The following is a 26,593-nucleotide window of genomic DNA, read 5'->3' as shown; positions in this document are numbered from 1 at the left end:
ACTTAAATGATTCTTGAGGCCGTCACGGAAATGCCATAACAACGCGCCAGCGTTTGAGCATTCAACCCGACGGAAAATACGGATGAATCGCCCGCTGCCCACTATCAGAACCTCGCGTCTGCTGCTCGCCGCGTTGCAGCCTGAACAGGCGCTTACCTTGTCACACCTGGCCGACGAACCGACCATTGCGGCCATGACCTCTGCGCTGCCCAGCCCCTACACCCTTGAGCATGCGCGGGCATTCATCGCACAGACCCACGACCAATACGCCGCCGGTCAGACGGTGAGCCTCGGGGTTCACCTTCAGGAAAGCGGAGCGTTGACCGGGATCGTCTCGCTGCGCCTTTCGATCTCGCATCGCAGCGGCCATCTGGGTTACTGGACAGGAATCCAATACCAAAATCGGGGTTATGCCTGCGAAGCGGCTCAAGGCTTGCTGAGGCATGGCTTCACGGACATGAACCTCAACCGCATCGCCGGCCAGTGCTTCAGCGACAACCCGGCCAGCGCCAGGGTCCTGGAGAAGTGCGGTCTATCGTATGAGGGCTGTACCAGAGAGGCATTTCTGAAAAACGGTGTGTTCAAGAACATGTTGCTGTTCGGGCTGTTGCGCTCCGAATACGCATCATCGGAGGCCACGTCATGACCGATTTCAACCCGGACCGTCGACGCATCATCACCGGAGTCGCCGGTGCCACATTACTGTCGATCCTCAGCCCGTTTGCGCGCAGCGCGGGGGTCGATTACCCGTTCACGCTCGGCGTGGCGTCTGGCGATCCATTGCCGGACGGCTTCGTGATATGGACACGCCTGGCCCCCAAGGTGATGACGCCCTCGGGTGATGGCGGGCTGAACAAACCCGTTGAGGTGCGCTGGAAGATCGCCAGCGATGCGGCCATGGTTCACGTGGTCCGCACAGGACAGGCAACTGCCCACCCGCGCTTTGCCCATTCAGTGCATGTCGAAGTAAGCGGCTTGCAGCCTGGGCGTCCGTATTGGTATCAGTTCGAGAGCCTGGGGGCGCAAAGCGCTGTCGGTCAGGCCTGCACTGCACCGCTGGCAAGCGCGATGGTCTCGGCGCGGTTCGGCTTCGTGTCGTGCTCGCACTGGGAAGCAGGGTACTTTAGCGCCTATCGACACCTGGCCGCGGAGCGCCCGGATCTGGTGTTCTTTCTTGGCGACTACATCTATGAGATGAACGTGTCCTCGGAAATCCCTCGGTTCCCGCGTCACCACGCGACACCTGACCCTATGGACCTGGCGGGCTATCGCAATCGATACGCGCAGTACAAGACCGACCCCGACCTGCAAGCGCTGCATGCCTGTGCGCCGAGCGTCGCCACCTGGGACGACCACGAAGTGCAAAATGACTACGCCGCCCAGTGGTCACAGGACCCCAACGTGCCGGTGGACAGTTTCCTGCGCCGCAGGTCCGCCGCCTATCAGGCGTTTTACGAACACATGCCGTTGCGCGCCAGCAGCCTGCCCAAAGGACAGGAAATGCGTATCTACCGCAACCTCGACTATGGGCGTCTGGCACGTTTTCACGTTCTGGATGGTCGACAGTACCGCTCAGAGCAACCCTGCATCCAGGCCAACGGCAGCCGTCGAGGTCACGTCGCGCCCAGCGACTGCCCGGATCTGCGTGACCCGAAACGCACCATGCTCGGCTGGGAACAGGAAACCTGGCTGGACCGCAGCTTCGCCGAGTCTCCCGGACAGTGGAATGTCATTGCCCAGGATTTGCTGGTCGCGCCACTGGAACAGCGCGATCTCAAGACCCAGGCGCAGGGCCACTGGACCGACGGCTGGGACGGCTACATGACCACCCGCGAGCGCGTGCTGGCCTCCCTGCAACGCCACCAGACCCGCAACCCGGTGTTCTGGGGTGGCGATATCCATTCGTTCTGGACCACCGACCTGCACGCCGACGCAGGCAATCCGGATTCAGCCATCGTCGCCACCGAATTCGTCGGCACTTCGGTAACCTCCAGCGGGCCACCGTTCGACGCCTTCAACAGCATTCTCGGCCTCAACCCACACGTGAAGTTCTTCGACAGCCGTCAACGCGGCTACGTGGCAGTCGACCTGAACGAACAGCACATGCAGACCCGCTTTCAAGTGGTGTCGGATGTGCTGGACCCTGCGGCGAGCTTGTCGACGCTGAAGCGTTTTGTGGTGGAGGCTGGCAAGGCGGGGGCTGTTGCGGTGTGACGCCTGAACATGAGTCAACATTGAAACGCCTAAAGCCCGCATTGACGGGCCTTAGGCGTTTGCGCCATGCAGCGGAGGCACAGCAGGATCATTTCAACTGATTGGCAAACCGCCCCACGGCGCCCACCACCTGCTTGGCCCCCTCCTGAATCTCGACGATCACGGCACCGGCCTCGTTGGCCAGTACCAATCCCTGCTCCGCCTGAGTGCGGCTGTTGGCCATGCCGCGTACCGCCTCATCGGCCAGCGTCTGGTTTTGCTGCACGACGCTGACGATTTCTTCGGTTGCGGCGCTGGTGCGGCCTGCCAGTTGGCGGACTTCGTCAGCCACCACGGCAAAGCCACGGCCCTGCTCACCGGCACGCGCGGCCTCGATGGCGGCGTTGAGCGCCAGCAGGTTGGTCTGCTGGGCAATGCCACCAATGGTCTGCACGATAGAATTGATCAGCAGTGACTGTTTGCCCAACGCTTCAATGCCCGAGGAGGCCGTCTGCATTTCTTCGGAAATCTTGCGCATGGTCTGGACAGTGTTTTGCACCACATCCGCGCCGCGCTGGGCGCTGACGTCGGTCTGCTGGGAGATTTCAAACGCCACGCTGGCGGCCTGACTGACCTCTTCTTCGCGCGCCACCTGGTCGGTCACCATCGTGGCGAACTTGACCACCTTGTAGAGTTTGCCCTGAGCATCGTGGACCGGGTTGTAGGTTGCTTCCAGCCAGACCTCACGCCCGTTGCTATCGATACGCTTGAAGCGTCCGGCCACGAACTCGCCACGGTTAAGCATCGCCCAGAATTCCCGGTACGACGCCTGAGAGGTTTCTGCCGGATCACAGAACATGCTGTGATGCTTACCCTTGATCTGCGCCAGGCTGTAACCCATGCCACGCAGGAACTGATCGTTGGCAGTCAGTACCTGGCCGCTCAGGTTGAACTCGATCACGGCGGTGGAGCGCAACAATGCCTGAATAAACGCAGAGTTCTCGGCAGCGGTCTCGACGATCTGGGTGATGTCCGATCCGTAGCATTGCAACGTCATCAGTCTGCCCTGCTCATCCAGCACCGGCTGCCAGAGGGCGCGAATCCATATCAGCCGGCCATCGGCATGCAGAAAACGGTACCTGTCGATGACCGACTCGCCCTTCTGCACCGCCACTTTGAGACTGCGGTAGCAATCAAGCTGTTTGACGTAAGTGGGCACCAAGTGGTCCAGATCCTTGCCCAGCACTTGCTCGAGCGAGTAGCCAAGCGTACTGAGAAGGTTGTCGTTGGCGTGGACGATGTGGTAGCTGGCGTCCAGAGTCAGACAGACCATTTGCGCATCCATCCCTTTCTGCATCTGCCGGTACATGGATAACTCGGCCTTTTGTGCCTGTAATTCCTTTTTCAAGCGAGTGTTGAACATGACGGCACCCATAGTGAGGTTGTACGTATATATCGACACAAGCGTAGACGGGATTAAGGCATTTCGTCTGATGGTGGCAGATTGAATTACAGTGCGCCGGCGACGGAAAAAACGCCTGTCTCAAGGCCTTTCCGCACAATGCCGCGGGGTGTTCTCAGCGCTGACAGCCCGCGGCCATTTGTCACCCAGGCCACGCCGTTAGCCACCATCGGTCGACTTTGGTATGGCAGCAAGATACATTGATAGCACTAAGACATCACTCATGATGTCTTACGTCTCTCGATGTTAATGTCCCGGTGTCACATGCTCGTTTCTGCCCTTGAACGTCCCAGCCTTGAAGATGCGCAACTCCTTGCCGAGGTCGAGCAGACGATCACTTCAGGTGTTGGCTCGTTACGCTTCAGCCGTGTTCTTGAGCAACGCTATCAGGAAGAAACCCGGCTGCCGCGGCGCGAGTTCCTGACGGCGGTAGGGATTGGCGGCAGTCTGGTCTACAACCTGTTTCTGATCAGCGACTGGTTGATATTGCGGGATGTCTTTGCCTATGTCGCGGTGGGCCGTCTGTGCCTGATTACGCCGATGTTTATCGCGCTGCTGATGCTGGCCCAACGGGTTGCTACGCGCTGGGCGATGGAAACGATTGCAGCATTCGCCACGGTAGTGTGCTCGCTCATGCCAATGCTGGTCATGATTCACAGCGACAGCCCTTATCAAATCTTTTATCAACTCGGCATGCTGTTGATCATGGTCTACTGCACCATGATCCAGCAATTGCCGTTGCGCCATGCCGCTGTCGCCATGTCATGCATGCTGATCATCCAGTTGGTGACCACCTACATTGCCGACTTCGCCGATTTTGTGATCTGGCAGGCCAATGCCGTGTTGTTTGTTTCGACAGTGGCACTGTTGCTGATGGCCTCCTACTTTCTGGAGCGGGCAAGCCGCATGAGCTACCTGTTTGCGCTTCGCGGACGCCTGCTTCAAGTGCAATTGATGGAGTTCGCGCGTACCGATGGGCTGACCCGACTGTTCAATCGACGCTATCAGGACGAAGTGATGGCGTCAGTCTGGGAACACGCTCGCAATGCACCGGCGAACGTGGCCATCATCCTGCTGGACATCGATCACTTCAAATCCTACAACGACAACTACGGTCATCCACAAGGGGATACCTGCCTCAGATTGCTCTGTCAGAAACTCCAGCAAAGCGCGCATGAGCATGGTGCTGTGGCGTTCCGGTTCGGCGGCGAAGAGGTGCTGGTGCTGATGATCGGCGATGTCGTGCAGGCCAGGGAAGTGGCCGGGGCCCTGCAGAGCGCGGTTGCCGAGCTCAAGTTGCCGCATCCGGTGCTGGGCGAAAACGCGCTGGTCACCATCAGCCTCGGCGTGGCCTGTGCGACAGCGCCTCTGACCAGTGCCGAGAACCTGATTGGCGCGGCTGACAATGCCCTCTACGCAGCCAAGCGCGCCGGACGTAATTGCGTGTGCTTCGCGTGAAATGACACCCCGCAGGATCCTGCTTTACGCCGCGCCCCTGCCACTTTAATCTCGGCGCACACCCAGGCTGGGAGCCATCGCATGAGCATTCACATTGACGTCAGCACCAACCCTACGGAAGAGGATCGTCTGGCGATTCTGGAACCACTGAAACGTTTCAACGCCGAGCAGGCGGGCGACGGCAAGTCCGAGAAAGTGGCGATGTTCATTCGCGATGATCAAACCCGGGAAGTCCTCGGCGGGCTGCACGCTCGCATTCTTTATGAGTGGCTGTTCATCGAACTGCTGGTCGTTCCCGAACAAGCCCGCGGGCAAGGCATGGGCTCGCGTTTGATGCAGATGGCCGAGGATCTGGCGGTCGAAAAGGGCTGCACGGGGATCTGGCTGGACACTTTCGACTTCCAGGCCCCCGATTTCTATCGCCGCCACGGTTACACCGAGTTCGGCCAGATTGACGACTATCCACCCGGCAACAAGCGCTTCTTTTTCCAGAAGCGCCTGCCGAACACAACGGCCTGAGACTTACGTCAGACCTTGAACTTGCCTACCAGATTGTTGAAGGAAATGGCCAGACGCGACAGTTCCTGGCTTGAAGCACTGGTCTGATGAGCACCTGCGGCAGTCTGGGCGGAGAGGTCCTGAATGTTGACCAGGTTGCGATCCACCTCGCGCGCAACGTGGGACTGCTCTTCGGAGGCCGTCGCAATCAACATGTTGCGGTCGTTGATCTCGGCGACGCTCTGCGCAATGCGCTCCAGCGACTGCCCTGTGGCCTGAGCCAGGGTTTGCGTGTTGCTGGTCAGGGTGCGGCTGTTGGCCATGGCCCGCACGGCCTGATCGGCACTGGCCTGAACACTGCCGATCATGGTTTCGATTTCGCCAGTGGACGCCTGGGTTCGAGCGGCCAGCGCCCGCACCTCGTCTGCCACCACAGCAAAGCCGCGCCCCTGTTCGCCGGCACGCGCGGCCTCGATGGCAGCGTTGAGGGCCAGCAGGTTGGTCTGCTCGGCGATCCCACGGATCACGTCCAGCACCTGCCCGATCTCACGGACGCGCCCGGCAAGCTCTTCGACCATGGTGGTCGAACTGCTGATCTCGGCACTGACGGTGTTGATCGCATTCACCGCATCGCGGGCCTGATCACGACCGGCGGCAGCGTCGGTACTGGTCTGGCGGGACGCTTCCGACGTCGACATGGCGTTACGCGCGACCTCTTCGACCGCAGCGGTCATCTCGTTCACAGCCGAAGCGGCCTGCTGAATCTCATCGTTCTGACGGATCAGACCGCGACTGCTTTCTTCAGTCACGGCATTCAGTTCTTCAGCAGCCGAGGCCAACTGGTCGGCAGCACTGGATATTTGCCCGATCGTGCTTTTCAGGTTGTCCTGCATATCGCTCAGAGCGACCAGCATCATGCCGGCTTCGTCGTGATATTGACTGGCAATCGGCAGGGTCAGGTCACCGCTGGCAATTCGCCGGGCATTGGTCACCGCAGTGTTGATTGGTGTGCTGATGGCACGACTTATGAACAGGCCCATCACAAACGCGGCAAAGAATGACAAGCCGATGCCGATGTACAGGTTTCGTTGCGCAGAGTTCTGTGTCTGGTCAGAAGCCACAGCGGCCTCGCCCGCCTGACGATTATTGGAGTTGACGATGGTGGTCAGCTGATCCATGACCTTCAGGTAACCGCTGCGTACATCACCGTCGATGATCGCTCTTGCCCCGGCAATATCCCCGGACAGGGCAACGCTTTTGGCTTGCTCGATGAGTGCCTGATAGCCAGGCCAGTCTCTGTCCATCTGATCACCGGCAGCGCGCTCGTCATCGTCAAGCGGCGTAGCCCGGTAGGTGGCGTAGCTTTTTTCAGCTTGAGTCTTGTTGACGCTCATGCTCGCGAGAATATCGTCCTTGACGCTTTGCGGCGCATTGCCTGCCATGGCGGCCAATAAACGATAGAGATCACGGTTCTGAGCAATGACCGAGGCCGTGACCTCTCCGGATTTTGTGACCGACAGCAGGCTGTTGGTAAACACGTTATCCAGGCTGCTGGACAAGGCACTGATGCCGCGACTGCCTATTACGCCCACCCCAAGGGTGAAAAGCGCACACAGCGCAAAAGACATGAAAAGCTTGGCGGACAGCCTTGCGTTGTAAAACCATTTCATAGCGGGAACCCTCATGAGCGAATATGGCATAACGCCATAAAACTTTATGGAATTCTGATGCCCTCTGCATAGGTGTATATCGGCATTTTCAGAGCACTCTGCAGGCGGTTAACAAAGTCTTCATATGAGCAAGGCTGAGCGGACCGTTTCGCATTGTCTGCAATGTCCGGAAACATGCGCTCGCGTGGTGTAACAAGAACTTTCCGGGCCTGTTGCGTTACCATCCCCGCCTGTGTCCCGCCAGAGCCATAAGCCAGGATGTCCGCTTCTTCCATCGAACAACTCACTTCGCTGCCGTCCATCCTTGCCGGCCCGTTATTGCGCCGTCAGGAAGCCGGCCGCCTGGTGTTGTGGCTGGTAGGGTCCCGTCGGTTGCGCCTTACCGTGCGCCTGCGCCATGCCGCTACTGATGATCCCTCTGCGGGCTTCAACGATTACGTACTCGACGACAGTCAATGTCAGGTTATTGCAGTCGGGCGCCAGGCGTTCATTCACCTGATCGACCTGCAACTGGAAGCCGAACTGCCCCGCGACACCTGGATCGATTACGACCTGCGGGTGGAGGGCGAAGGCGGTATTGCCGAGTGGGCGCCGCACTTGCTGTACGAGGGCAACCGCTACCCGAACTTCGTGGTGCGCAGCAGCATCGATCACCTGCTGCATGGCTCGTGCCGCAAGCCGCACCACAGCGCAGCCGAAGGTCTGCTCTGCGTGGACCGCCTGCTGGCCGACACCAAGGAGCCGCTGCAACGCCCTGCGCTGTTGATGATGAGCGGCGATCAGATTTACGCCGACGATGTTGCCGGGCCGATGCTGCGCGCTATCCATGTCTTGATCGAACGGCTGGGGTTGTTCGACGAGCGACTCGACGGTGCCATCGTCGATGACAGTCCTCGTCTCTACACGCATCCGGCCAGCTATTACCAGCGTGCCGACCTGCTGCCGGCCCTGAAAAGCAACGACACACTGCGCGAGCGCTTCTTCGGCGGCACCAGCAAGCCGGTATTCACCAGCAGCACAGCGGATAACCATCTGGTCACCCTGGCGGAAGTCATGGCGATGTACCTGCTGGTCTGGTCACCCACGCCCTGGACCCTGATCGAACCCGGCAGGCCGCAACTGGAAGACGGGGAAGTCGAGCGCTACGCCAGGGAACAGCAGCTGGTCGAGGCGTTTGCCGCCGGCCTGAGCGGCGTGGCACGGGCGATGGCGCATCTGCCGTGCATGATGATTTTCGATGACCACGACATCACCGATGACTGGAACCTGTCGGCGAACTGGGAGCACACCGCGTACGGCCATCCATTCTCCAAACGCATCATCGGCAACGCCCTGCTCGCCTACCTGCTGTGCCAGGGCTGGGGCAATAACCCGGATGCGCTCAACGGTCTGGTCAAGCAGGCTCATGCCCTGAGCACCGACGCCGTGTCGAACGACAACTGGCTGGACAGCCAGGCCCAGGACCAGTTGATTGATCAGTTGTTGAAGTTTCAGCAATGGCATTACGTGTTACCCACCAGCCCGGCACTGGTGGTACTGGATACCCGCACCCGGCGCTGGCGCAGCGAGTCGAACTTCAATCACCCGTCCGGCCTGCTCGACTGGGAAGCGCTCAGCGAACTGCAGCAGGAGCTGATCGACCACAAATCAGCGATTATCGTCTCACCTGCCCCCGTGTTCGGCGTCAAGTTGATCGAGGCGATACAACGCATCTTCAGCTGGTGCGGCTATCCGTTACTGGTCGATGCAGAAAACTGGATGGCACATCGCGGTGCCGCCAACGTGATTCTGAACATCTTTCGCCATTCCAGAACCCCGGGCAATTACGTGATTCTGTCGGGCGATGTGCATTACTCGTTCGTCTACGAAATCCTGATTCGCCAACGCAGTGGCGGGCCTCACATCTGGCAAATCACCAGCAGTGGCATCAAGAATGAATTCCCCCGTCGTCTGCTGGACACTTTTGATCGGCTGAATCGCTGGTTATACTCTCCTCGCTCACCTCTTAACTGGTTCACCAAGCGCCGCCTGATGAAGGTTGTTCCGCGCACGCCCGAGCACAGCAAGGTCGGTGAACGCTTATGGAACTCGGCGGGTGTCGGGCAGGTACTGTTCAATGAACAGGGCCAGCCGACCCTGATCAACCAACTCAATGCCAACGGTGATGCGCCTACCTGTTTCGTCGAACCGGAAGAATACAGAGACCAGCGATCTGACCCAGAGCGTGGCTTTCTGGAAAACAACCGGGAAACAAGGGATAGTCACCGCTAAACTTATCGGCAATTGCCGGGTCGATAGTTGCTACCGGTCAGGTTGCGGCACACCCTGGCAAGCATTACTTCCTGGAGAGCGCCCCCGTGATAACCAATCAACGCATAGCCAGACTCAACGCATGGGGGGCGCATGGCTTCACCGCCACCGGCGTAGTCCTTGCGTTCCTGGCGACCATTGCCTTGTTCAACAACGAACCCAAAGCCTGCCTGTTGTGGCTGGGCGCGGCCCTGATCGTGGATGGAGTCGACGGCTCACTGGCTCGCAAGGTCAACACCACGTCGGTACTGCCGCACTTCGACGGCTCGGTACTGGATCTGGTCATCGACTACCTGACCTACGTGTTCATTCCCGCATTGTTCATCTACCGCTATATACCGGTGCCGGATTACACGCTGCTGCTGAGCGTCTCGGTCATCCTGGTTTCGTCGCTGTTCTGTTTCTGCAACGTCGACATGAAAAGCAAGGACAACTACTTTCAAGGCTTCCCCGCTGCCTGGAACGTGGTTGCACTGTGCCTGTACATTCTGTCACCGGCCCCATGGCTGACGTTCATCACCATCATCGCCCTGGCGCTGCTGACCATGACCCGCATGAAGTTCCTGCACCCGTTCCGCGTGCGCCGTTTCATGCCGCTCAATATCGCGGTGACCACCGTATGGTTGCTGTCCAGCGCACTGCTGATAATCAACCACCCGCACAATGGCCCGTTGGTCATGGGGCTGTGGCTGGCGATGTCGGCGTATTTCCTGGGGATTTGTATCTGGAGAACGTCGCTGGAGTGGCTGGGTCGTCTTAAAGCCTGACCTGCAAGCCAGACCAAAAAGCTCGCTGAACGCATTGCGCGTCAGCGAGCTTTTTTATGCGTGCCCTATTTGCTCTCGGCCTGCATCTCGGCAGCAGGCCGCACCTTGCCGAAGTGATGCGTTGTATAGCAGCACAACCCCAGCCCGCCGAGGGCCAGCAGGCCGCCGACGATGCCGACATTGGCAACCCCGAGATGGCTGCTGACCACGCTGCCGAGCAGCGCGCCGCCGCCGATACCGATATTGAAGATGCCCGAGAACAGCGCCATCGCCACATCGGTCGCATCGGGTGCCAGCGACAGTACGCGCGCCTGCAAGGTCAGGCCGAAGCACATGATCGCCATGCCCCAGATAATGGTCAGCGTGCCGAGCGTCACGGCATCACCGGAGAGCGGCAACAGCATCAGCAGGCACAGGGTCAGCGTGCCAATGGCCGTGATCAACAGCCCGTTGGGGAAGCGATCGCTGAACAGGCTGAAGATGATCGAGCCCATGATCCCGGCCCCGCCAAAGACCAGCAGCAGGATCGTGGTCATTTCGCCGCTGAGCAGGGACACGGTCTGAGTGAACGGTTCGATATAGCTGTAGGCGGTGAAATGAGCGGTCACCACGATGGCGGTCAGCAGGTAGATCGCCATCAGCCGTGGGCGCTTGAACAGGATCGGCAGGCTGCGCAACGAGCCTGAGTTCTGACTGGGCAACAAGGGCAGCGCACGAACCAGCAGGAAGACTACCAGCGCAGCGATGGCGGCGATGCCCAGAAAGGTGGTGCGCCAGCCCAAGGCTTCACCCAGCACGCGGCCCAGCGGAATACCCAATACCATCGCCAGCGACGTACCGGTTGCCAGCAGGCCCAGCGCCTGAACCTGCTTGCCGGGCGGTGCGATGCGCACGGCCAGCGACGCCGTGACCGACCAGAACACCGCATGTGCAAACGCGATACCGACCCGGCTTACCAGCAGGATCGCGAAGCTGGGGGCAATCGCGGAAAGGACGTGGCTGACCACGAACAGGCCGAACACGAACATCAGCAACTTGCGGCGCTCGATGTTGCGCGTCGCCAGCATCATCGGCAACGACATCAGCGACACAACCCAGGCATAGATCGTGAGCATCAGCCCGACCTGGGCCGGGGTCATTTCGAAGCTCTGGCCGATGTTACTCAGCAGACCGATCGGCACGAACTCGGTGGTATTGAAAATGAAGGCCGCCAAGGCCAGCGCGAATACGCCAAGCCAGCTACCTGCCTGCTCGTTTGGAGGTGAAGTTATCAAGAATCACAACGCCCTGAAAATGTTCCGACCCGAAGGCCGATCGCCACGCATGAACACCACGCCTGACACCTGTATGCAAAACCGCGGCTCGCCCCACTGAAAAACCAACGCAAAAACGCTCCGCTCGACCTTCTGAATCGGGCGCAGTGTGCAAAGTGGATTATTGTGGATATGGGGAGTGAAGCCAGATGACTCGAATTCTACGGACCGCCAGAGTGGATCACAACCCGTGCGTGCGTGACAGACTTTACAAATGACCGCCGGTCGTCAGTCACCCAGGAAGCGCTGCCGGTCCTCGGGTGATGGCAACAGGCAGTGATCATAGCGCCCGAACAGGCGATATCGGTTGAGCGCGATGCGGTTGTAGGCCCAGTCCCGCAGAAAGCGTGGAAAAATTCCCAGCACCTTGAGCAGCGGCCACGGCGCAGGCAACAGCCCCATGATGTGCAGAAAGGCATCCGAGCGCACGAACACCCGATTGTTGACGATGACCGCGATGGTATGAAAATCGTCCAGTGGCAGCCCGGCCCACTTCAGCAATGCCTGACCTTGTTCCGACTGCACTGCGGCCAAGCGCAGACGTTGATGCGGGTCATGGCGAATCAGAAACTTCACCACGCCATTGCACAGCTTGCAGACGCCATCGAACAGCACGACACATTCATCGGGCTTCAGATAGGGGGCGGGGGTTTTCGGCACGGTATTCACCTGTTCAGGAAAAACAGCCTTGGCGCGCCCGGAAACATGAACGCCCCGCCAGTCGAAGGACCGGCGAGGCGTTCAGGCTAAAGCCATTACCCGGCAGAATCAAACCTTGCGGACGAACTCCGACTTCAGCTTCATCGCGCCGATGCCATCGATCTTGCAATCGATGTCATGGTCGCCATCGACCAGGCGGATGTTCTTGACCTTGGTGCCGACCTTGACCACCAGCGAGGAGCCTTTGACTTTCAGGTCCTTGATCACGGTGATGGTATCGCCGTCCTGCAGCACGTTGCCCGTTGAGTCCTTGATGACTTTCACGTCGTCGGATGCATCGGCGCCAGCGGCGTCGGCAGACCATTCATGGGCGCATTCCGGGCAGATCAGCAGGCTGCCGTCTTCGTAGGTGTATTCGGAATTGCATTTCGGGCAGGACGGTAAGCTCACAATGGTTCTCGCATCGAGGAGGGGTAAAACCATGCATTATAAGGGGCTTTTCCTGTTTCAGGTGGGAAGAGACTGATCTGTCGTCATAAACCTGCTTCAGTCATTGGACAGAAGCGAAGACCTGAACTAAAAAATACAGCACGCTCTGTCTGGCAACTCCCCTTCGCCCTCTTCGTACACGACCCCTGCGCCTCGCGTTGGCGGTAGCTATTGCAGCGTGCATTTACCGTCTCTTGCCACTTACTGCATGAGCACATCACATGGGCATCCCTCACAACCCGGCACTCGGCTATCGACCCGAGATCGATGGCCTGCGCGCGCTCGCGGTCATCCCGGTCATTCTGTTCCACGCGGGCTTGCCGCTGTTCAGCGGCGGATTCGTGGGCGTCGACATCTTTTTCGTGATCTCCGGCTATCTGATTACTTCGATCATCCTCGCGGAGAAGATCAGAGGCCGGTTCTCGCTGATCAACTTTTATGAACGACGCGCGCGGCGCATCCTGCCTGCGCTGTTCGTGGTGATGCTGATCTGCCTGCCTGTCGCGTGGTTGACGCTCGATCCGTCGGATCTGAAATACTTCGCCAAGAGTCTGGTGGCGGTGCCGACCTTTTCATCCAACGTGCTGTTCTGGCTGGAAAGCGGCTATTTCGACGCCACGGCAGAACTCAAACCGCTGTTGCATACCTGGACGCTCGCGGTGGAGGAACAGTATTACCTGTTCTTCCCGCTGCTCTTGATGCTGGCCTGGGGCCTGGGCCGCAAGAGGTTGATCGTGCTGCTGATGGCCGTCGCCCTGGCCAGCCTGGCGCTGGCGCAACTGGGCGCCCATCAAGACACCAGCAACGCGTTTTATCTGCTGCCGGCACGCGCCTGGGAATTGCTGGCGGGCTCGTTTATCGCCTTCTATTTTGCATGGCGACCGCGCAGCATCGGGCGCGCGAGCGCTGTAGATCAGGCGGCGACTTTACTGGGGCTTTTGCTGATCGGTTATGCCGTGATCGGTTTCGACAGCAGCACGCCCTTCCCCGGCCTTAATGCACTGGTGCCCGTACTGGGCGCGGTGTTGATCATCGTCTTCGCCCATGGCAAGACTTGGGTTGGAAGAGCGCTGAGTTCACGTGTGCCCGTCGCGATCGGTATGCTCAGCTACAGCGCCTACCTGTGGCATCAGCCCGTCTTTGCCTTTGCCCGCCAGTACAACCTGACTGAGCCGGGCCTGCCGTTCATGCTGGCGCTTACCCTTGTGTCTCTGGTGCTGGCCTGGCTGAGCTGGCGTTTCGTCGAGCAGCCGTTTCGCAAGGCCGGCACCTTCAATCGCGGTCAGATTTTCACCACGGCAGGCGCCGCCTCCACATTCTTTGTCGCGCTGGGGCTGCTCGGCTATGTGAATAACGGCTTTCCCCAGCGTTTCGCCGTCGATCCGGAGTTGCATCAGGCATTCGCCGACCCGTTGATACGCGACAAATGCGACCAGCCACTGGCCGGCAAAGGCGGCAAAGTCGATTTTTGCCTGTTCGGACTCGCTGACGATCAGGCCGCGCCGGACATGGCGCTGTTCGGCGACAGCCATTCTGAAGCGCTGTTATCGACGTTCGACGCCGCCGCCCGGGATCAGGGCAGAACCCTCGCGCACATCGGTCTGGGCGGCTGCCTGCCCTTGCTCGGCGTGGACGTGGCCAACGGCAACTACGCTGCCGGGGTCTGCGAAGCGCTGGCCGATCGGGAATTCGACTACGTGAAGCGGCAGCGGATCAAAAAGGTCGTGCTGGTGGCGCGCTGGACGCTGTATACCGGCGACGACTACAGCGAGAGGACGATGAGCAAGTATTTCCTGACCTCGCGCACCGATCCGCAGAAAAGCCGGGAAACCTCGCGCAGGGTATTCAGCCAGGCCCTTGAACACACGATCGAGGCCTACCGCAGTATCGGCGCCGAGGTGTTCATCGTTGCGCAGGTGCCGCAGCAAATGATCAACCCTGAAAGTCTCTACTATCGCTTGGCGCGCGACGCTTCGGACAGCGATGAGCAGGCATTGAAGCGGGTCAGCGAACTGTCGGTGCCGATGGACAAACACGACCTGTTGCAGCGTTTCACCCGCCAGCTGTTCCTGCGTGCCAGCCAATCGAAACACATCAGCCTGATCACGCTGGATGACGCGTTCTGCAAGGACAGGCAATGCCTGATCGGCGACCTGCATTCGTACTACAAGGACTTCAACCACCTCAACGCCCGGGGTGCGGGGCTGCTTGTCGGCCAGATCAGCCATATTCTTGATCAGTGACAGGGTTTTATCGGGCGGCATTGTCTGTAATGCTGATGCCTGACCAGACGCCCGAGGACCACCGCATGACCGCCGCCAGCTTCACCCCCTTCGAGGATCTGGCCAACCTGCTGATACCCCACACTCATGCAGAGAAAATCGACGGCTCGCACGATGTCTCGCATTTGCTGCGTGTCTGGAAGAACGTCTGCGCCATTCGTGACCGTGAAGGCGGCGATGCCCGCGTCCTGATTGCCGCGACGCTGCTGCATGATTGCGTTTCGGTCGAGAAAGACTCGCCGTTTCGCGCCAGCGCATCGCGACTGGCGGCGGCGCGGGCCAGCGAATTATTGACCGAGATGGGTTGGGATGAACAAAGCATCGCCTCCGTCGCCCACGCCATCGAAGCGCACAGCTTCTCGGCGGCGATCACCCCCTTGACCCTTGAAGCCAGAATACTGCAGGACGCCGACCGCCTCGACTCGCTGGGCATGATCGGTGTGGCACGCACCTTTTACGTATCAGGGCGGCTCGGCAAAGCGCTCTACGACCCGTATGACCCGCATGCCAGCCGGCGCCCCTATGACGACCTGAATTTCGCCGTCGATCATTTCCACACCAAGCTGCTGCACCTGGCTGACGGTTTTCAGACCGATACCGGCGCACAGCTGGCGAAAGTCCGGCACCACCGGCTCAAGCGCTTCCTGGATGAGCTGATGGAGGAAGTTGCGACCCCTCAGCCATGAATCGTCGGCTGCCTACCCATCATTCAGTAGATGTCATAAAGACATCACACAATTGCCCTATAAACGGCTCTCCGAGAAGGTCCGTGTGTTTATAGGGGTTGTGTGCCGTGAAAAGATTTCTGCCTCGTTTCCTACGTCGGCAAGCCACAACGCCAACACTCTTGCGCCGCTTCAAAATCACGCTGCGCCTGGTGATCTGCTTCGCTATAACCTCCCTGCTGATGGTCGCGCTTGGCGTATTCTGCCTGTTGCAGATGCAGGCTATCCGCACCCAGGGCGAGGCGGTCGAGAGCGGCGCCCTGCCCAGTATCGCCACCGCCGATGCCATCGCTATCGGCCTGGTCAAACTGCGCAGCGAAACCACCCGTCTGATCGCCAACGCCGACGATCCGGGTGCCGTTATCAACAGCAAGATCAATGTCGAACAACTCAGGAACGAGGTCGAGAAAGGCTTCTCGGAATACCTGGCGCGTGTTCAGTCGGGCACTGAGCATGACTCGATTGTCGCGTTGCAGGATGCCTACAAGGCCTTCATGCCCGGCTTGCAGGATCAGATCGCGCTGATCGAGCAGAACAAGCTGGACGAGGCCAGGACGCTGGCCAACACCGTGCTCTCGCTGCAGGGTGACCTGATGGACATGCAGGTGCAGCTGTTGCGCGAACTGAACAAGCAGAGTGCGGCCGCCGCTGTAGAGGCCGCAGGTGCCAGCTATGAACAGACCCGGATCATCGCGCTGAGCGCCATCGGCCTGGTTTTGGTACTGACCCTGTTGCTGGCCTGGCGCCTGAGCGTCAGCATCATCCATCCGGTGCGGCAGGCGTTACACATCGCCAGCACCATTGCCGATGGTGACCTGAGCGAACACCCGATACCGGACGGCAAGGACGAGACCGCACAATTATTGATCACGCTCGGGCGCATGCGTACCAACCTGCACAGTACGATCGACCAGATCTACGCAGCGGCGACGCAGTTGTCGCAGTCGGTTCAGGAAATGGGCAGCATCGCCGAAGCCAGTGCGCTCAATCTGCAGCTGCAGAACACTGAAATCGAGCAGGCCGCTGTCGCGGTCAATCAGATGAGCCAGGCGGCCATCGAAGTGGCAGGCAACGCCAGCAATACCGTGACCGAGTCAGAGGCGTCGACCCAGGCGGCGGCACAAGGGCAGGAAAAGCTGTCGGCAACCATTCTGTCGATCAAGGAGTTGACCGAGAATGTGCTGGATTCGTCGCATCAGGCTGAAGGGCTGGCCGAACGTACCCAGAGCATCAGCAGCATCCTCGATGTGATTCGCGCAATCGCCAATCAGACCAACCTGCTGGCGCTGAACGCGGCTATCGAAGCGGCTCGTGCAGGCGAAGCCGGGCGAGGCTTTGCCGTGGTGGCCGATGAAGTCCGCTCACTGGCGCAGCGCACCAGTGCATCCACCGCGGAAATCGAAGGGCTGATCAGCGGCGTGCAGCAAAGCACCCAACAAACCGCCAGCTCGCTGCGCCACACGGCGACCCAGGCCAATCTGACAATGGAACAGGCCGCCTCGACCGGCGAAGCCTTGCAAGTGATCATCCAGTCAACCGCCACCATCAACGACCGCAACCTGCTGATTGCCAGTGCCGCAGAGCAGCAGGCCCAAGTGGCGACTGAAGTGGACCGCAACCTGAGCAGTATTCGCGACCTGTCCAGCCAGACCGCATCGGGCGCGCAGCAGACCACCGTCGCGAGTAACGCACTGTCGATGCTGGCGACTGATCTGAACCTGATGGTGCAGCGTTTCGTGCTGTGATGGGTTGAAACTCGCCAGCCAGCCTGCGCCACAGGCTGGCTGACGATAAGCAGCTGTCAGTCCTGCGGACGCAGACGGTACTGCGGGGGCAATTGCTCGAAACCACTGATGGTCACGTCGAGGCTTTTCCAGCGGCCATCCTTGATGCCATAGATGCAGCCATGCACGGACAGGCTCTGCCCACGGTGCCAGGCGTTCTGCACAATGCTGGTGTGACCGACGTTGGCCACTTGCTGAATCACGTTCAACTCACACAGGCGGTCGACGCGCTCTTCCTCGGTCGGCAGCTTGGCCAGCAACTCGCGGTTTTCGTAATACAGGTCACGAATCGTGCGCAACCAGCCGTCGATCAGGCCGAACTGGCGGTCCTGCATGGACGCCCGCACACCACCGCAACCGTAGTGGCCTGTGACCAGAATGTGTTTGACCTTCAATACATCCACTGCGTACTGAATCACTGACAGGCAGTTCAGGTCGGTATGCAGCACGACGTTGGCCACGTTGCGGTGCACGAACAGATCACCCGGCAGCATGCCGACGATTTCGTTGGCCGGCACGCGTGCATCGGAGCAACCGATCCACAGGAACTCAGGGGTTTGCTGGCGGGCCAGTTTGGCGAAGAACTCAGGATCTTCCTGCTTTATCGCATCGGCCCAGCGTGCATTGTTATCAATCAGGTCTTGTAGCTCGTTCATGCTTTGACGCCTCGATAATGATGCCCAGCCTTGGACTGGTGTCAGATCCTTCAAGTCACGGTCAACAAAAAAGGAATCTTCAAAGTCATGGCCGGTCCACTTTTTACGACCACCTGAAATGAGGATTTCCCATGAATGATTCACGCCGTCCGTTCGGTGCCACCGAACCGGAACCCATCGACGATAACGAAGACCGCATGGGCTCCATGGAAACACTCGATTTCGACGAGGAAGAACCGGGCCGTATCGGCGATCTTATCCCTGAAGGCGAGCTGCAACATGAAATTCCGGATCAACGCGTGCGTGAGGCAGGCCTGACGGGGGCTTCCACGGATGACCATCATTCGACTGACGATGATCTGTCTCCGGAAACCCTGATCCATGAAGACGGCGCCCGCTCACCGAACGAGCCAGGCGAAGACGTCCCGGCCGACCTGGATGTTACGGTCGTCGATGAAGATTACATTGGCGGTGGCAACGGCCTGGACGAAGAAGAACTGGCCATTGTCGACCCGATGGACGGCAATACCCAGCGCTGACAGCGCTGTACTACTCGAAAAGCGTGCAGGCCATGACCACTGCGTCTTCACGGCCGCCGACCGCCGGGTAGTAATCGCGACGCCGGCCTATCTCGTTGAAACCGTAGTTTTCATACAGACGATAGGCTGGACGGTTGCTGTCACGCAGTTCCAGAAAGCATTCCCGTGCATTGAGCTGGTAAGCGCGTTTCATCAGGTGGTCGAGCAGCAACAGGCCAAGACCACGCCCCTGGTTTTCAGGTTTGACCGTGATGTTGAGCAGGTGCGCTTCGTCGATGATGACCTGAATGACGCCGTGCCCGACCTGCTGCGCGCCCTCGAACATCAGCCAGATCTCGTAGGACTTTAGCCCGTCGAGAAAGATGCCGCGTGTCCAGGGATGACTGAATGCGGCGTATTCGATTTTCAGCACCGCGTCCATGTCGGCTTCGGTCATGCGGCGGAAGGTTACGGCATCACTCATCGATCGATTTCCAGCGCGTCATCAGCCGACGCATGGCTTTCCAGACATCCGCCTTGCGCTCAGGCTCGTCCATCAGTAATTCAAGACCTGGCAGCGCCCAGGCAGTGCCCAGACCCTCGATCTGCAGTTCACGGTGGTAAGACTCGGCATCGGCTTCACCGGCGTATTTCATCGACGGCAGACCGATCAGCCACAGGCAGGCGCAGGGCTCGTCCTCGAGCCGCGCGCCGACGAAGCCCTGCACGAAATCACGCGCCGCTTCCGGGCCCTGGTCCATCTGGCCGCGGACCAGCAACGGCCAGCGCACGGGCTCGCCGATGATCTGCGGGCTGTCGGGCAGACCGGCGGCGCGCAGCATGTCCTTGAGCAGCAGGTAGGAAGGATCACGGCTCTGAAACGGTTGACCGGTGGTCAGTTCGACCAGTAACAGGCAGCGTCCGGCGCGCAACAATTGCAGGGCAAAGCGCGGTGGCGGTACCACCGGCGCCTTGGGCGGCGCCGGCTCGGCTTCTTCGGCGGCCGGGGGCGCTGTGCGCGTGCTGGCCAGTGAAGGGCGCGGCACCTCGACCCTCGGGCGCTCGGGCTGCCGGGCAATCGGCTCGACGTTCGACGTTTCGGCAGGCGCAGCGTGCTCCGCTGGCGAAGCAGCAGGCGCGACACGTTGCACCTCGACCGGCGGCGGCAACGGCACAAGCAGTTGCGGACGCGACGGCGCGGCGAATGGCAGTTCTGTGCGCGGCAGCCAGTTGACCACCTGCATGGCAGTCAAATAAGCGCGGCGACGGGACTCGTTGAGCAAGGGTCAGCCACCTGTGGATAAGTTAAGCGCGCAATTCTAGCGTTGTTCGCCTTTTTGCGCTGCAGCATATCGCCCGCAGGTGAAATATCAGTCGGCTGATGCAGTACAATTGCCGCTTTTCACTTGCCAACAGTCGGCCTAACGATGATCGAACCCAAGCGCGTTCTGCGCGCCCTTGCCGAGCATTGGGCGCTTCTTGAGCCCTTATGCGAACATTTCGACCAGGGTACGTTGAGCCTGAGCGAGCTGCGCCTGCAATTGGGCGCTCAGCAGCAGGACAGCACTCCGCAAGACATCACCAATCTGCTGGACGTGTGGATCCGTCTGGACATTCTGGTGCCCGTCGCGAAAAGCCCGAACCGTTTCGAGCTCAACGCACAGATCCATGACTTCCTGTCGTACCTGCGCCGCGAGCACCGTCTGGGCCTGTGCCTGGAAATCGAAGCCTACCTGCGCCACCTGGAGCGACTGGCCGGCTACATTCAGGACGCATTCGAGGTTCGCGACGCCAACGACCTGGCCAGACAGCTGCGGCTGCTGGACATGCGCGTGCGCGACGTACTGAAGAAGCTCGCCAACGACGAACAGGCGCTGGTCGCCGTGGCCGACCGGGCCAAGACCAGTGACCGGCAGATCCCGTTGCGCCAGCGTTATGCCGAAGTGCTGGCGACGTGGGACGAATACGTCGAGCCGATGATTCAGCTGGTCAACGCGGATGGCGCGTTCGAACAGGGCGTGCGCAAGGTCGAGAACGTCCTGCTGCGCCTGCTGACCGAGCAACAACGTCTCGGTCACCTGGTCGACGACGACATGCTGCTGCGTACCCACGCGCGCATTCTGGAAATGCAGACCAGCGCCCAACTGACCTTGCGCCATGCGCGCGAGCTGCTGCTGCCACTGCGTGAAGAAGCGCGTCGCCATAACGCGGTGACACGCGGCGCAGCGCTGGCCCTGTCTGCCATTCGCCGCAAGGGACTGGATGCGGTGCCGCAGGCTGCCATGCCGATGTTCACCCGTCCGCAAAGCACGTTCCTGGGCAGTGCCAGTCAGGTCGAGGCCTACGTGTATGCGCTGGCGCGCTTTGAACCCAAACCCGCGAGATTCCCCAAGGCCAGCGGCACCCGCAAGGGCCAGGCGCCACGCGCACCGCGTACGGTCAAGGAGATGCTCGAGCGCTGCGAAGACGCCTTGCCGATGCCTGACCTGATGGTCTGGCTGCTGGAGCAGGAGCCGACCGGCGAAACCGACGAGCTGCTCTACTGGTTCTCGCGCCTGTCGCGAGACAAGCGCTTCGCCCGTGAACGCCTCGAGCGTCGCGAATATTTCACCCGGGAGCACCGCGTCAGCCTGCGCTCCTTTGCCCTGCTCGCTGCAAAAGACGAGCAGGCCGAGCATTCCGAGAGCACCGTTCATGCATCTTGATCTATCCGAAATGTCCCAGCTCGCGCCGATCTTTCGCGAGCTGTTCAAGGGCTATCACATCAGCCGCCGCGATCCGGAGCTGTACGCCCAGCTCTCCAACTGCCAGGACCAGTACCGTACGCTGTTCAAGGCACTGGGCTTTGAACTGGTCTGCGACACGCGTGGCTTTTATTACTTCGTGCCTGAACTGGCTGCCGCACAGGTCAACAAGACCGCCCAGCGTCTGGCGCTGTTCACCTTCATCCTCGTTGAACACCTGGCAGATCAGGGCCGTGACCCCATGTCGGTGCTCGACGGTGGCAGCCTGGGCCGCGACGAACTGCCTTCGATGCTGGAAAAGTACCGCGACCTGTTTCTCCAGGCTGAAGTACAGACCCCTGAAGAGCTTGAAGAAAAGATCATGCGCCGCATGACGCAGTTGGGCTTTGCCAGTGAGGAAGTGGGTATCTACCGCTTCCTGCCGCCGATGCACCGTTTTCTCGATGTGTGCCTGTCGGTGCAACAGGACCGCGATCTGGCAGCCAGCCTGCATAGCGCCCTGCCCCTGCCGACGCCTGTGCTCATCGATGACGACAGCGACGAGAAGCTGCTGGAAACCGATGACCCGCTGGACCTGGCTGAATTCGGCGAAGAGACCGAGGAAGAGGCGCTGGCCCGGGCAATCGCCGATGAGCAACGACAGGAGATGGACACATGAGCCAGGAACGTTATGGCATCCGCCGCTTTGCCCTGTTGAACACTGCCGGTTACAGCCTCGGCCTGTTCCCGCTGGAAAACCCGCTGTCGGTGTATGGCGCGAACAACCTCGGCAAAAGCGCCTCGATCAACGCCCTGCAATTTCCGATTCTGGCGCGCATGTCGGACATGAGCTTCGGCAAGTACAGCCTTGAGCAGTCGCGGCGCTTCTACTTCGCCTCCGACACCAGCTACATTCTGGTGGAAGTTTCCCTGCCCCACGGCCCACATGTCATCGGTGTCGTGGGTCGCGGTCCGGGTGGCGGCTTCGGTCATCAGTTCTTCGCCTATGCCGGCGAGCTGGATCTGGGTCATTACCAGAAGAACGACACCTGCCTGCGTCAGAAAGAGCTGTTCAGCAACCTGGAAAGCCAGGGCCTGAAAGCCTACGAGCTGAAGCCTGACGAACTACGCCGTCTGCTGGTCGGCGGCCACACGTCGATTCCGCTGGACCTGACCTTGATCCCGCTGCGCTCCACCAGCGAGCAGAGCCTCAAGACCTTCCGCGCGCTGTTCATCAACCTGCTGCACATGCGTGAAATCACCGCCGCCAAACTCAAGCAGCTGTTTCTGGATGCCTTCGAGCACAGCCTGCGTTCGGGCAGCGTCGACTATATTGCCGCCTGCGAAGAAGCCTTCCGCGATGTGCGGCGTATGGAACAGGACTACAACTCGCTGGTGCTGGCGGGTCCTCTGGTCGAGGCGCTGGCCGCTGGCGTCAAGCAGCGCGATGTATTGCGCGGCAAGCTGCATCGTCTCTCACCGATCCTCGACTCACTGCTCGGCACCTGGTCAGATTACTCCGGTGCGCGCAAGGAAGAGCTGGTCATTCAGGCTGAGCATTACCGTGCCCAGCAGGATGAGATGCAAAACGATCAGCGCAGCAGCACTCAGGAGCTGATGCGCCTGGAGCGCGAGATCAGCAGCATCCAGCGCTGGGTCGGCGAGCTGTCGGTGCTGAAGAATCGTTTTGCGCTGGTCGATGACGTCAAGGTGCTGGAGCAACAGCTGCTCGCCGCCAAGGACGCTCACGATGAGCTGGCCGGTGCGCTGGCGCAGTCCCGGCAGTTCAGCGCCGAAGACCTGGACGAGCGTCTGCGCGATCTGGAAAAACGCCTCAAGTCGGTCAAGCAACAGCTCGACCATGCGGACAACAACAGCTATGCCCGTCTGCGTGAAGAGTTTTCCCAGCCGGATGTAGAACGTCTGATGCGCCTGTTCAACAGCGCGCTGTTCAGCTTGCCGTTGGGTGAGCAAGGTATTGCACTGGATGATGGCGATGCGTGGGTCAAGTCGCTTGAGACCATTCTGGATGGCTTCAAGGGCGATCAGTTCGCGGTACCGGGGCTGACCATCAACCTGTCGAGCATCGAGCCTCCTGCCCTGCAGGCGCTGGCCGATCGTGCCGCGTTGCGCGATCAGAAAGAGCGACTGGAGAAAGAACTCAAACAACTGAAAACCCAGCAGGCTGTCGCTGCCGACCGTTCGGCGAGCAAGACCCAGACCGAAGCGTTGTATCAGCAGGTGCTGGATGCGCAAAAGGCGCTTGAAGACTTCCGCCGTTGCCAGACCTTGAGCGCAGAGGAATCCACCAAGCTGGAAGAGCTGGCGCAGATGGAAGCCGCTCAGGATGAACTGAAACGCTCCAGCGACGCGTTCACCGAGCGCGTGCAGCAACTGTCCGCCAAGCTGCAATTGATCGCACGTCAGATCGGCGATATGGAATCCAAGCAACGCACGCTGGACGACGCGCTACGTCGCCGTCAGTTGCTGCCCGCAGACCTGCCGTTCGGCACACCGTTCATGGACCCTATCGATGATTCCATGGATAACCTGTTGCCGCTGCTCAACGACTATCAGGACAGTTGGCAGGGTCTGTTGCGCTGCGATGGGCAGATCGAAGCGCTGTATGCACAGGTTCGCCTCAAGGGTGTGGCCAAGTTCGACAGCGAGGACGACATGGAGCGTCGTCTGCAGTTATTGATCAATGCCTATGCGCACCGTACCGACGAAGCGCTTACGCTGGGCAAGGCGCGTCGCGCTGCGGTCACGGATATCGCACGTACCCTGCGCAACATCCGTAGCGACTACGACAGCCTTGAGCATCAACTGGCGCTGTTCAACCGCGAGATCAACAAGCGTCAGGTCTCGAACCTGGCAAGCTTCCGTATCGTGCTCGCCCCTAACAAGGAAGCGCTCAAGCACATTGACCAGATCATCCACAGTGCCGGGCAGTACGAAGAAGGCGAAACGCTGTCGGTCTTTGACCTGAGCCAGAGCGCAGAGCAGGACAACAAGAACGAAGAAGCCAAGGAATATCTGGCGCGGCTTGTGGCTGCCAACCACAACCAATTGGGCTTGAAAGACCTGTTCGAGCTGGCCTTCGAAATCACCAAGGTCAATGGCCAGCCGGTTATCCACACCGATATCGATGGCGCAGCCTCCAACGGCACCACGATGACCATCAAGGCATTGACCAACATGTACCTGCTGTTGCACTTGATGGATCGCGATCAGGCCGGTCGGGTGCGTTTGCCTTACTACCTCGACGAAGCCGCAGACATCGACGAGAAGAATCAGGCAGCCCTGCTGGAAACGAGTTTGCAACTGGGCTTCGTTCCAATTCTGGCCAGTGTGAAGCCACAGGTCTCGGCCCACGTCGCCATCGACCTGGAAGGCGGCAGCGGACCCAATGGTATTTACATTGATGAAGCGGACTGGAAATACATTCAGCGTCGTGACGATGTGAAACCAGAGGTTCCGGAACTGGCCTCTTAAGGGCTGATTGACGTAACCAGAAGGCCGCATGTGAGTGCGGCCTTTTTTATTGTCTTTGAATTGAGAAGGCCCTGTTGCAGGCCTCAGGCGAGCAGACTCTTTATTCATCGAATTCATAATGAGGTGCAGCAAACACGCATACGATTACACCAGGCAGGCTTGGAGTGACCCCATGAGAACGATACTGTTGACGGTCTTGCTGGTCGGTGCTGCAACAGCGCAAGCAACTGACTACTACGTGGCCCCCGATGGCGATGATCACGCGGCGGGTAGCAAAGGCGCACCGTTACGTACCATCATGCAAGCACAGCAAGCCGCAAAAGCCGGCGACACGGTGTACTTTCGCGGCGGCCTCTATGCCTACACAGCCGGCATCAACCGCTGCGCCACCCGTACAGACACCGTGAATGCCATCACCCTGAACAACAGCGGCAGCGAAAACAAACCTATACGCTACTGGGCCTATCCAGGCGAAACACCGGTTTTCGATTTCTCGGCCATGAAAGACGATTGTCGCGTCAAAGGCTTCAACGTTACCGGTAGCTGGCTACACCTGAAGGGGCTGGAGGTGACCGGCGTGCCGCAACAACCGGAAAACCATCTCAACCACGAGTCATGGGGCATCTGGAACAGCGGCAGCCACAATACCTTCGAGCAACTCAATCTGCATCACAACATGGGACCCGGCCTGTTCATTCAGAACGGCGGCTATAACCTGGTACTGAATACCGACTCCCACCACAACTACGATCCTTACACCTCAAACGGCGCAGGTCAGAGTGCAGACGGCTTCGGCGCGCATATCAAGGCGGGCCATCCTGGCAATGTATTCCGCGGTTGCAGAGCGTGGGCCAATTCCGACGACGGCTTTGACCTGATCAATGCCTTCTCGCCAGTCACCATCGAAAGCTCATGGGCATGGCAGCAAGGTTACCTGCCTGGCACGCGCACAAAACTTGAAGCAGGTAACGGCAATGGCATCAAAGCCGGTGGATACGGTGGCAAGTATGTGCCTGACGGCGTGAAACACATCGTCCGTAACTCAGTTGCCTTTGACAATAAGTCCGCTGGTTTCTATGCCAATCACCATACCCTGGCACTGGACTTCATCAACAACACGGCTTTTGCAAATGGCGTGAACTACAACATGGCAGGTATCGCCCCGGATGGTTCGCTGATCCCTCTCGGCAACCTGTCCAACAACATCGCTTACAAGGGACGCTTGACCGTTAACACCGAAGGACTGGATATGGCACACAACTCCTGGACATTGCCAACGCCGGTAACCGATGCAGACTTTGAGGATGTCTCCGATACGGGGTGGGATGCGCCGCGTCAGTCAGACGGAAGCCTGCCGGTGCTGCGCAGCTTCCACCTGCGACCCGGCAGCAGACTGGCAGGGATGGGGGCGTTCCACTAAACCTCGCGGAGTCTCTGGCTGCATTGCAGCGGGGTGAGTCAGGCAGGGAACGCACATCGAACAATAAACCCCAGACAAACAAAAACCCTCAACGCGTAAGCGATGAGGGTTTCTGGAATTCAATCTTGACGATGACCTACTCTCACATGGGGAAACCCCACACTACCATC

The 26,593-nt window shown here is 59.6% G+C and carries 21 protein-coding genes and 3 pseudogenes; 15 read left to right on the top strand and 9 right to left on the bottom strand.

Features of this window, described 5'->3' with window-relative positions:
• The first annotated feature begins 82 nt into the window (after positions 1-82).
• Both KBY02_RS09805 and KBY02_RS09800 read left to right on the top strand, forming a co-directional pair.
• A complete protein-coding gene (locus KBY02_RS09805) occupies positions 83-646 on the top strand; it encodes a GNAT family N-acetyltransferase (protein ID WP_096135654.1) in 564 nt (187 codons plus the stop codon).
• Positions 643-2,214: an alkaline phosphatase D family protein gene (locus KBY02_RS09800; RefSeq protein ID WP_225650260.1), complete on the top strand. Its 1,572-nt coding sequence runs from the start codon at positions 643-645 to the stop codon at positions 2,212-2,214. Before KBY02_RS09805 ends, KBY02_RS09800 begins: the two co-directional genes overlap by 4 nt.
• Positions 2,215-2,302: 88 nt before the next feature.
• On the opposite strand, the pseudogene KBY02_RS26515 reads toward KBY02_RS09800, so the two are convergent.
• Positions 2,303-2,737 (bottom strand): annotated as a pseudogene (locus KBY02_RS26515) (methyl-accepting chemotaxis protein); the annotation flags it as partial.
• Positions 2,738-2,887: 150 nt separating this feature from the next.
• Positions 2,888-3,526: pseudogene (locus KBY02_RS26510) on the bottom strand (PAS domain-containing protein); the annotation flags it as partial.
• A gap of 393 nt (positions 3,527-3,919) precedes the next feature.
• Here KBY02_RS26510 and KBY02_RS09790 point away from each other — a divergent pair.
• Complete coding sequence (locus KBY02_RS09790; protein WP_024640897.1) at positions 3,920-5,113, top strand: diguanylate cyclase; 1,194 nt, start codon at positions 3,920-3,922, stop codon at positions 5,111-5,113.
• Between the two features lie 81 nt (positions 5,114-5,194).
• Positions 5,195-5,632, top strand: a complete 438-nt coding sequence (locus KBY02_RS09785; RefSeq protein WP_003404734.1) for a GNAT family N-acetyltransferase — start codon at positions 5,195-5,197, stop codon at positions 5,630-5,632.
• Positions 5,633-5,640: 8 nt separating this feature from the next.
• Here the strand turns inward: KBY02_RS09785 and KBY02_RS09780 are convergent, their stop codons facing one another.
• Positions 5,641-7,281, bottom strand: a complete 1,641-nt coding sequence (locus KBY02_RS09780; RefSeq protein WP_024640896.1) for a methyl-accepting chemotaxis protein — start codon at positions 7,279-7,281, stop codon at positions 5,641-5,643.
• 258 nt (positions 7,282-7,539) lie between these two features.
• Here KBY02_RS09780 and KBY02_RS09775 point away from each other — a divergent pair, with 258 nt between their 5' ends.
• Complete coding sequence (locus KBY02_RS09775; protein WP_225650258.1) at positions 7,540-9,552, top strand: alkaline phosphatase D family protein; 2,013 nt, start codon at positions 7,540-7,542, stop codon at positions 9,550-9,552.
• Positions 9,553-9,638: 86 nt separating this feature from the next.
• Entirely contained in the window at positions 9,639-10,358 is a 720-nt protein-coding gene (gene pcsA, locus KBY02_RS09770) for a phosphatidylcholine synthase (RefSeq protein WP_011266677.1), read from the top strand.
• 65 nt (positions 10,359-10,423) lie between these two features.
• Here pcsA and KBY02_RS09765 read toward each other — a convergent pair whose 3' ends face one another.
• From KBY02_RS09765 to KBY02_RS09755, 3 genes are all read right to left on the bottom strand, one after another.
• Positions 10,424-11,632 (bottom strand): sugar transporter, encoded by a 1,209-nt coding sequence (locus KBY02_RS09765; RefSeq protein ID WP_003404729.1) that lies wholly within the window; start codon positions 11,630-11,632, stop codon positions 10,424-10,426.
• Positions 11,633-11,899: 267 nt separating this feature from the next.
• On the bottom strand, positions 11,900-12,331 hold the full coding sequence (locus KBY02_RS09760; RefSeq protein ID WP_003404728.1) for a thiol-disulfide oxidoreductase DCC family protein: 432 nt from the start codon (positions 12,329-12,331) through the stop codon (positions 11,900-11,902).
• A 108-nt stretch (positions 12,332-12,439) separates the two neighbouring features.
• Entirely contained in the window at positions 12,440-12,784 is a 345-nt protein-coding gene (locus KBY02_RS09755) for a zinc ribbon domain-containing protein YjdM (protein ID WP_032656664.1), read from the bottom strand.
• A 257-nt stretch (positions 12,785-13,041) separates the two neighbouring features.
• Here KBY02_RS09755 and KBY02_RS09750 point away from each other — a divergent pair, with 257 nt between their 5' ends.
• The 4 genes and pseudogenes from KBY02_RS09750 to KBY02_RS26500 all read left to right on the top strand — a co-directional run bounded on the left by KBY02_RS09750 (position 13,042) and on the right by KBY02_RS26500 (position 17,572).
• On the top strand, positions 13,042-15,063 hold the full coding sequence (locus KBY02_RS09750; protein ID WP_058398315.1) for an acyltransferase family protein: 2,022 nt from the start codon (positions 13,042-13,044) through the stop codon (positions 15,061-15,063).
• Positions 15,064-15,128: 65 nt separating this feature from the next.
• Entirely contained in the window at positions 15,129-15,788 is a 660-nt protein-coding gene (locus tag KBY02_RS09745) for an HD domain-containing protein (protein ID WP_024652551.1), read from the top strand.
• 107 nt (positions 15,789-15,895) lie between these two features.
• Positions 15,896-16,714, top strand: a pseudogene (locus KBY02_RS26505) (MCP four helix bundle domain-containing protein); the annotation flags it as partial.
• Positions 16,709-17,572 carry a methyl-accepting chemotaxis protein gene (locus tag KBY02_RS26500; RefSeq protein ID WP_370661176.1) on the top strand — a complete coding sequence of 288 codons (864 nt, stop codon included), beginning with the start codon at positions 16,709-16,711 and terminating at the stop codon, positions 17,570-17,572. The pseudogene KBY02_RS26505 and the gene KBY02_RS26500, both read left to right, overlap by 6 nt.
• 56 nt (positions 17,573-17,628) lie before the next feature.
• Here the strand turns inward: KBY02_RS26500 and can are convergent, their stop codons facing one another.
• Positions 17,629-18,267 carry a carbonate dehydratase gene (gene can, locus KBY02_RS09735; RefSeq protein WP_003345939.1) on the bottom strand — a complete coding sequence of 213 codons (639 nt, stop codon included), beginning with the start codon at positions 18,265-18,267 and terminating at the stop codon, positions 17,629-17,631.
• A 131-nt stretch (positions 18,268-18,398) separates the two neighbouring features.
• Here can and KBY02_RS09730 point away from each other — a divergent pair, with 131 nt between their 5' ends.
• Positions 18,399-18,806 carry a serine kinase/phosphatase gene (locus KBY02_RS09730; RefSeq protein WP_225650255.1) on the top strand — a complete coding sequence of 136 codons (408 nt, stop codon included), beginning with the start codon at positions 18,399-18,401 and terminating at the stop codon, positions 18,804-18,806.
• A gap of 10 nt (positions 18,807-18,816) precedes the next feature.
• Here KBY02_RS09730 and rimI read toward each other — a convergent pair whose 3' ends face one another.
• Together rimI and KBY02_RS09720 are read right to left on the bottom strand one after the other, a co-directional pair.
• Positions 18,817-19,269, bottom strand: coding sequence for a ribosomal protein S18-alanine N-acetyltransferase (gene rimI, locus KBY02_RS09725; RefSeq protein ID WP_003365779.1), 453 nt, complete (start codon positions 19,267-19,269; stop codon positions 18,817-18,819).
• Entirely contained in the window at positions 19,262-20,068 is an 807-nt protein-coding gene (locus tag KBY02_RS09720) for a hypothetical protein (protein ID WP_024640209.1), read from the bottom strand. The genes rimI and KBY02_RS09720 overlap by 8 nt, the downstream gene beginning before the upstream one ends.
• Before the next feature lie 144 nt (positions 20,069-20,212).
• Between KBY02_RS09720 and mksB the strand changes: the two genes are divergently transcribed.
• From mksB to KBY02_RS09700, 4 genes are all read left to right on the top strand, one after another.
• The gene (gene mksB / locus KBY02_RS09715) at positions 20,213-21,490 is read left to right on the top strand and encodes an Mks condensin complex protein MksB (protein ID WP_003404706.1); all 1,278 of its coding nucleotides are present in this window, start codon (positions 20,213-20,215) and stop codon (positions 21,488-21,490) included.
• Positions 21,480-22,187 carry an Mks condensin complex protein MksE gene (mksE, locus tag KBY02_RS09710; RefSeq protein ID WP_003319438.1) on the top strand — a complete coding sequence of 236 codons (708 nt, stop codon included), beginning with the start codon at positions 21,480-21,482 and terminating at the stop codon, positions 22,185-22,187. Before mksB ends, mksE begins: the two co-directional genes overlap by 11 nt.
• On the top strand, positions 22,184-25,003 hold the full coding sequence (gene mksF, locus KBY02_RS09705) for an Mks condensin complex protein MksF (protein ID WP_011266671.1): 2,820 nt from the start codon (positions 22,184-22,186) through the stop codon (positions 25,001-25,003). Before mksE ends, mksF begins: the two co-directional genes overlap by 4 nt.
• A 172-nt stretch (positions 25,004-25,175) precedes the next feature.
• Positions 25,176-26,423 carry a right-handed parallel beta-helix repeat-containing protein gene (locus tag KBY02_RS09700; protein ID WP_096135660.1) on the top strand — a complete coding sequence of 416 codons (1,248 nt, stop codon included), beginning with the start codon at positions 25,176-25,178 and terminating at the stop codon, positions 26,421-26,423.
• The last annotated feature ends 170 nt before the right edge of the window (positions 26,424-26,593 follow it).

Source organism: Pseudomonas sp. P129 (assembly GCF_020312195.1).
Taxonomy (GTDB): Bacteria; Pseudomonadota; Gammaproteobacteria; order Pseudomonadales; family Pseudomonadaceae; genus Aquipseudomonas; species Aquipseudomonas fragariae.
The sequence above is the reverse complement of the archived record's forward strand: the minus strand, read 5'-3'. Positions and strand labels throughout refer to the sequence as shown.

What these genes read in the sequence shown, in the direction of transcription:
- KBY02_RS09805 (WP_096135654.1), top strand. Translation starts at nt 83, where the DNA reads ATGAATCGCCCGCTGCCCACTATCAGAACCTCGCGTCTGCTGCTCGCC.
- KBY02_RS09800 (WP_225650260.1), top strand. Translation starts at nt 643, where the DNA reads ATGACCGATTTCAACCCGGACCGTCGACGCATCATCACCGGAGTCGCC.
- KBY02_RS09790 (WP_024640897.1), top strand. Translation starts at nt 3,920, where the DNA reads ATGCTCGTTTCTGCCCTTGAACGTCCCAGCCTTGAAGATGCGCAACTC.
- KBY02_RS09785 (WP_003404734.1), top strand. Translation starts at nt 5,195, where the DNA reads ATGAGCATTCACATTGACGTCAGCACCAACCCTACGGAAGAGGATCGT.
- KBY02_RS09780 (WP_024640896.1), bottom strand. Translation starts at nt 7,281, where the DNA reads ATGAAATGGTTTTACAACGCAAGGCTGTCCGCCAAGCTTTTCATGTCT.
- KBY02_RS09775 (WP_225650258.1), top strand. Translation starts at nt 7,540, where the DNA reads ATGTCCGCTTCTTCCATCGAACAACTCACTTCGCTGCCGTCCATCCTT.
- KBY02_RS09750 (WP_058398315.1), top strand. Translation starts at nt 13,042, where the DNA reads ATGGGCATCCCTCACAACCCGGCACTCGGCTATCGACCCGAGATCGAT.
- KBY02_RS09745 (WP_024652551.1), top strand. Translation starts at nt 15,129, where the DNA reads ATGACCGCCGCCAGCTTCACCCCCTTCGAGGATCTGGCCAACCTGCTG.
- KBY02_RS26500 (WP_370661176.1), top strand. Translation starts at nt 16,709, where the DNA reads ATGCGTACCAACCTGCACAGTACGATCGACCAGATCTACGCAGCGGCG.
- can (WP_003345939.1), bottom strand. Translation starts at nt 18,267, where the DNA reads ATGAACGAGCTACAAGACCTGATTGATAACAATGCACGCTGGGCCGAT.
- KBY02_RS09730 (WP_225650255.1), top strand. Translation starts at nt 18,399, where the DNA reads ATGAATGATTCACGCCGTCCGTTCGGTGCCACCGAACCGGAACCCATC.
- rimI (WP_003365779.1), bottom strand. Translation starts at nt 19,269, where the DNA reads ATGAGTGATGCCGTAACCTTCCGCCGCATGACCGAAGCCGACATGGAC.
- mksB (WP_003404706.1), top strand. Translation starts at nt 20,213, where the DNA reads ATGATCGAACCCAAGCGCGTTCTGCGCGCCCTTGCCGAGCATTGGGCG.
- mksE (WP_003319438.1), top strand. Translation starts at nt 21,480, where the DNA reads ATGCATCTTGATCTATCCGAAATGTCCCAGCTCGCGCCGATCTTTCGC.
- mksF (WP_011266671.1), top strand. Translation starts at nt 22,184, where the DNA reads ATGAGCCAGGAACGTTATGGCATCCGCCGCTTTGCCCTGTTGAACACT.
- KBY02_RS09700 (WP_096135660.1), top strand. Translation starts at nt 25,176, where the DNA reads ATGAGAACGATACTGTTGACGGTCTTGCTGGTCGGTGCTGCAACAGCG.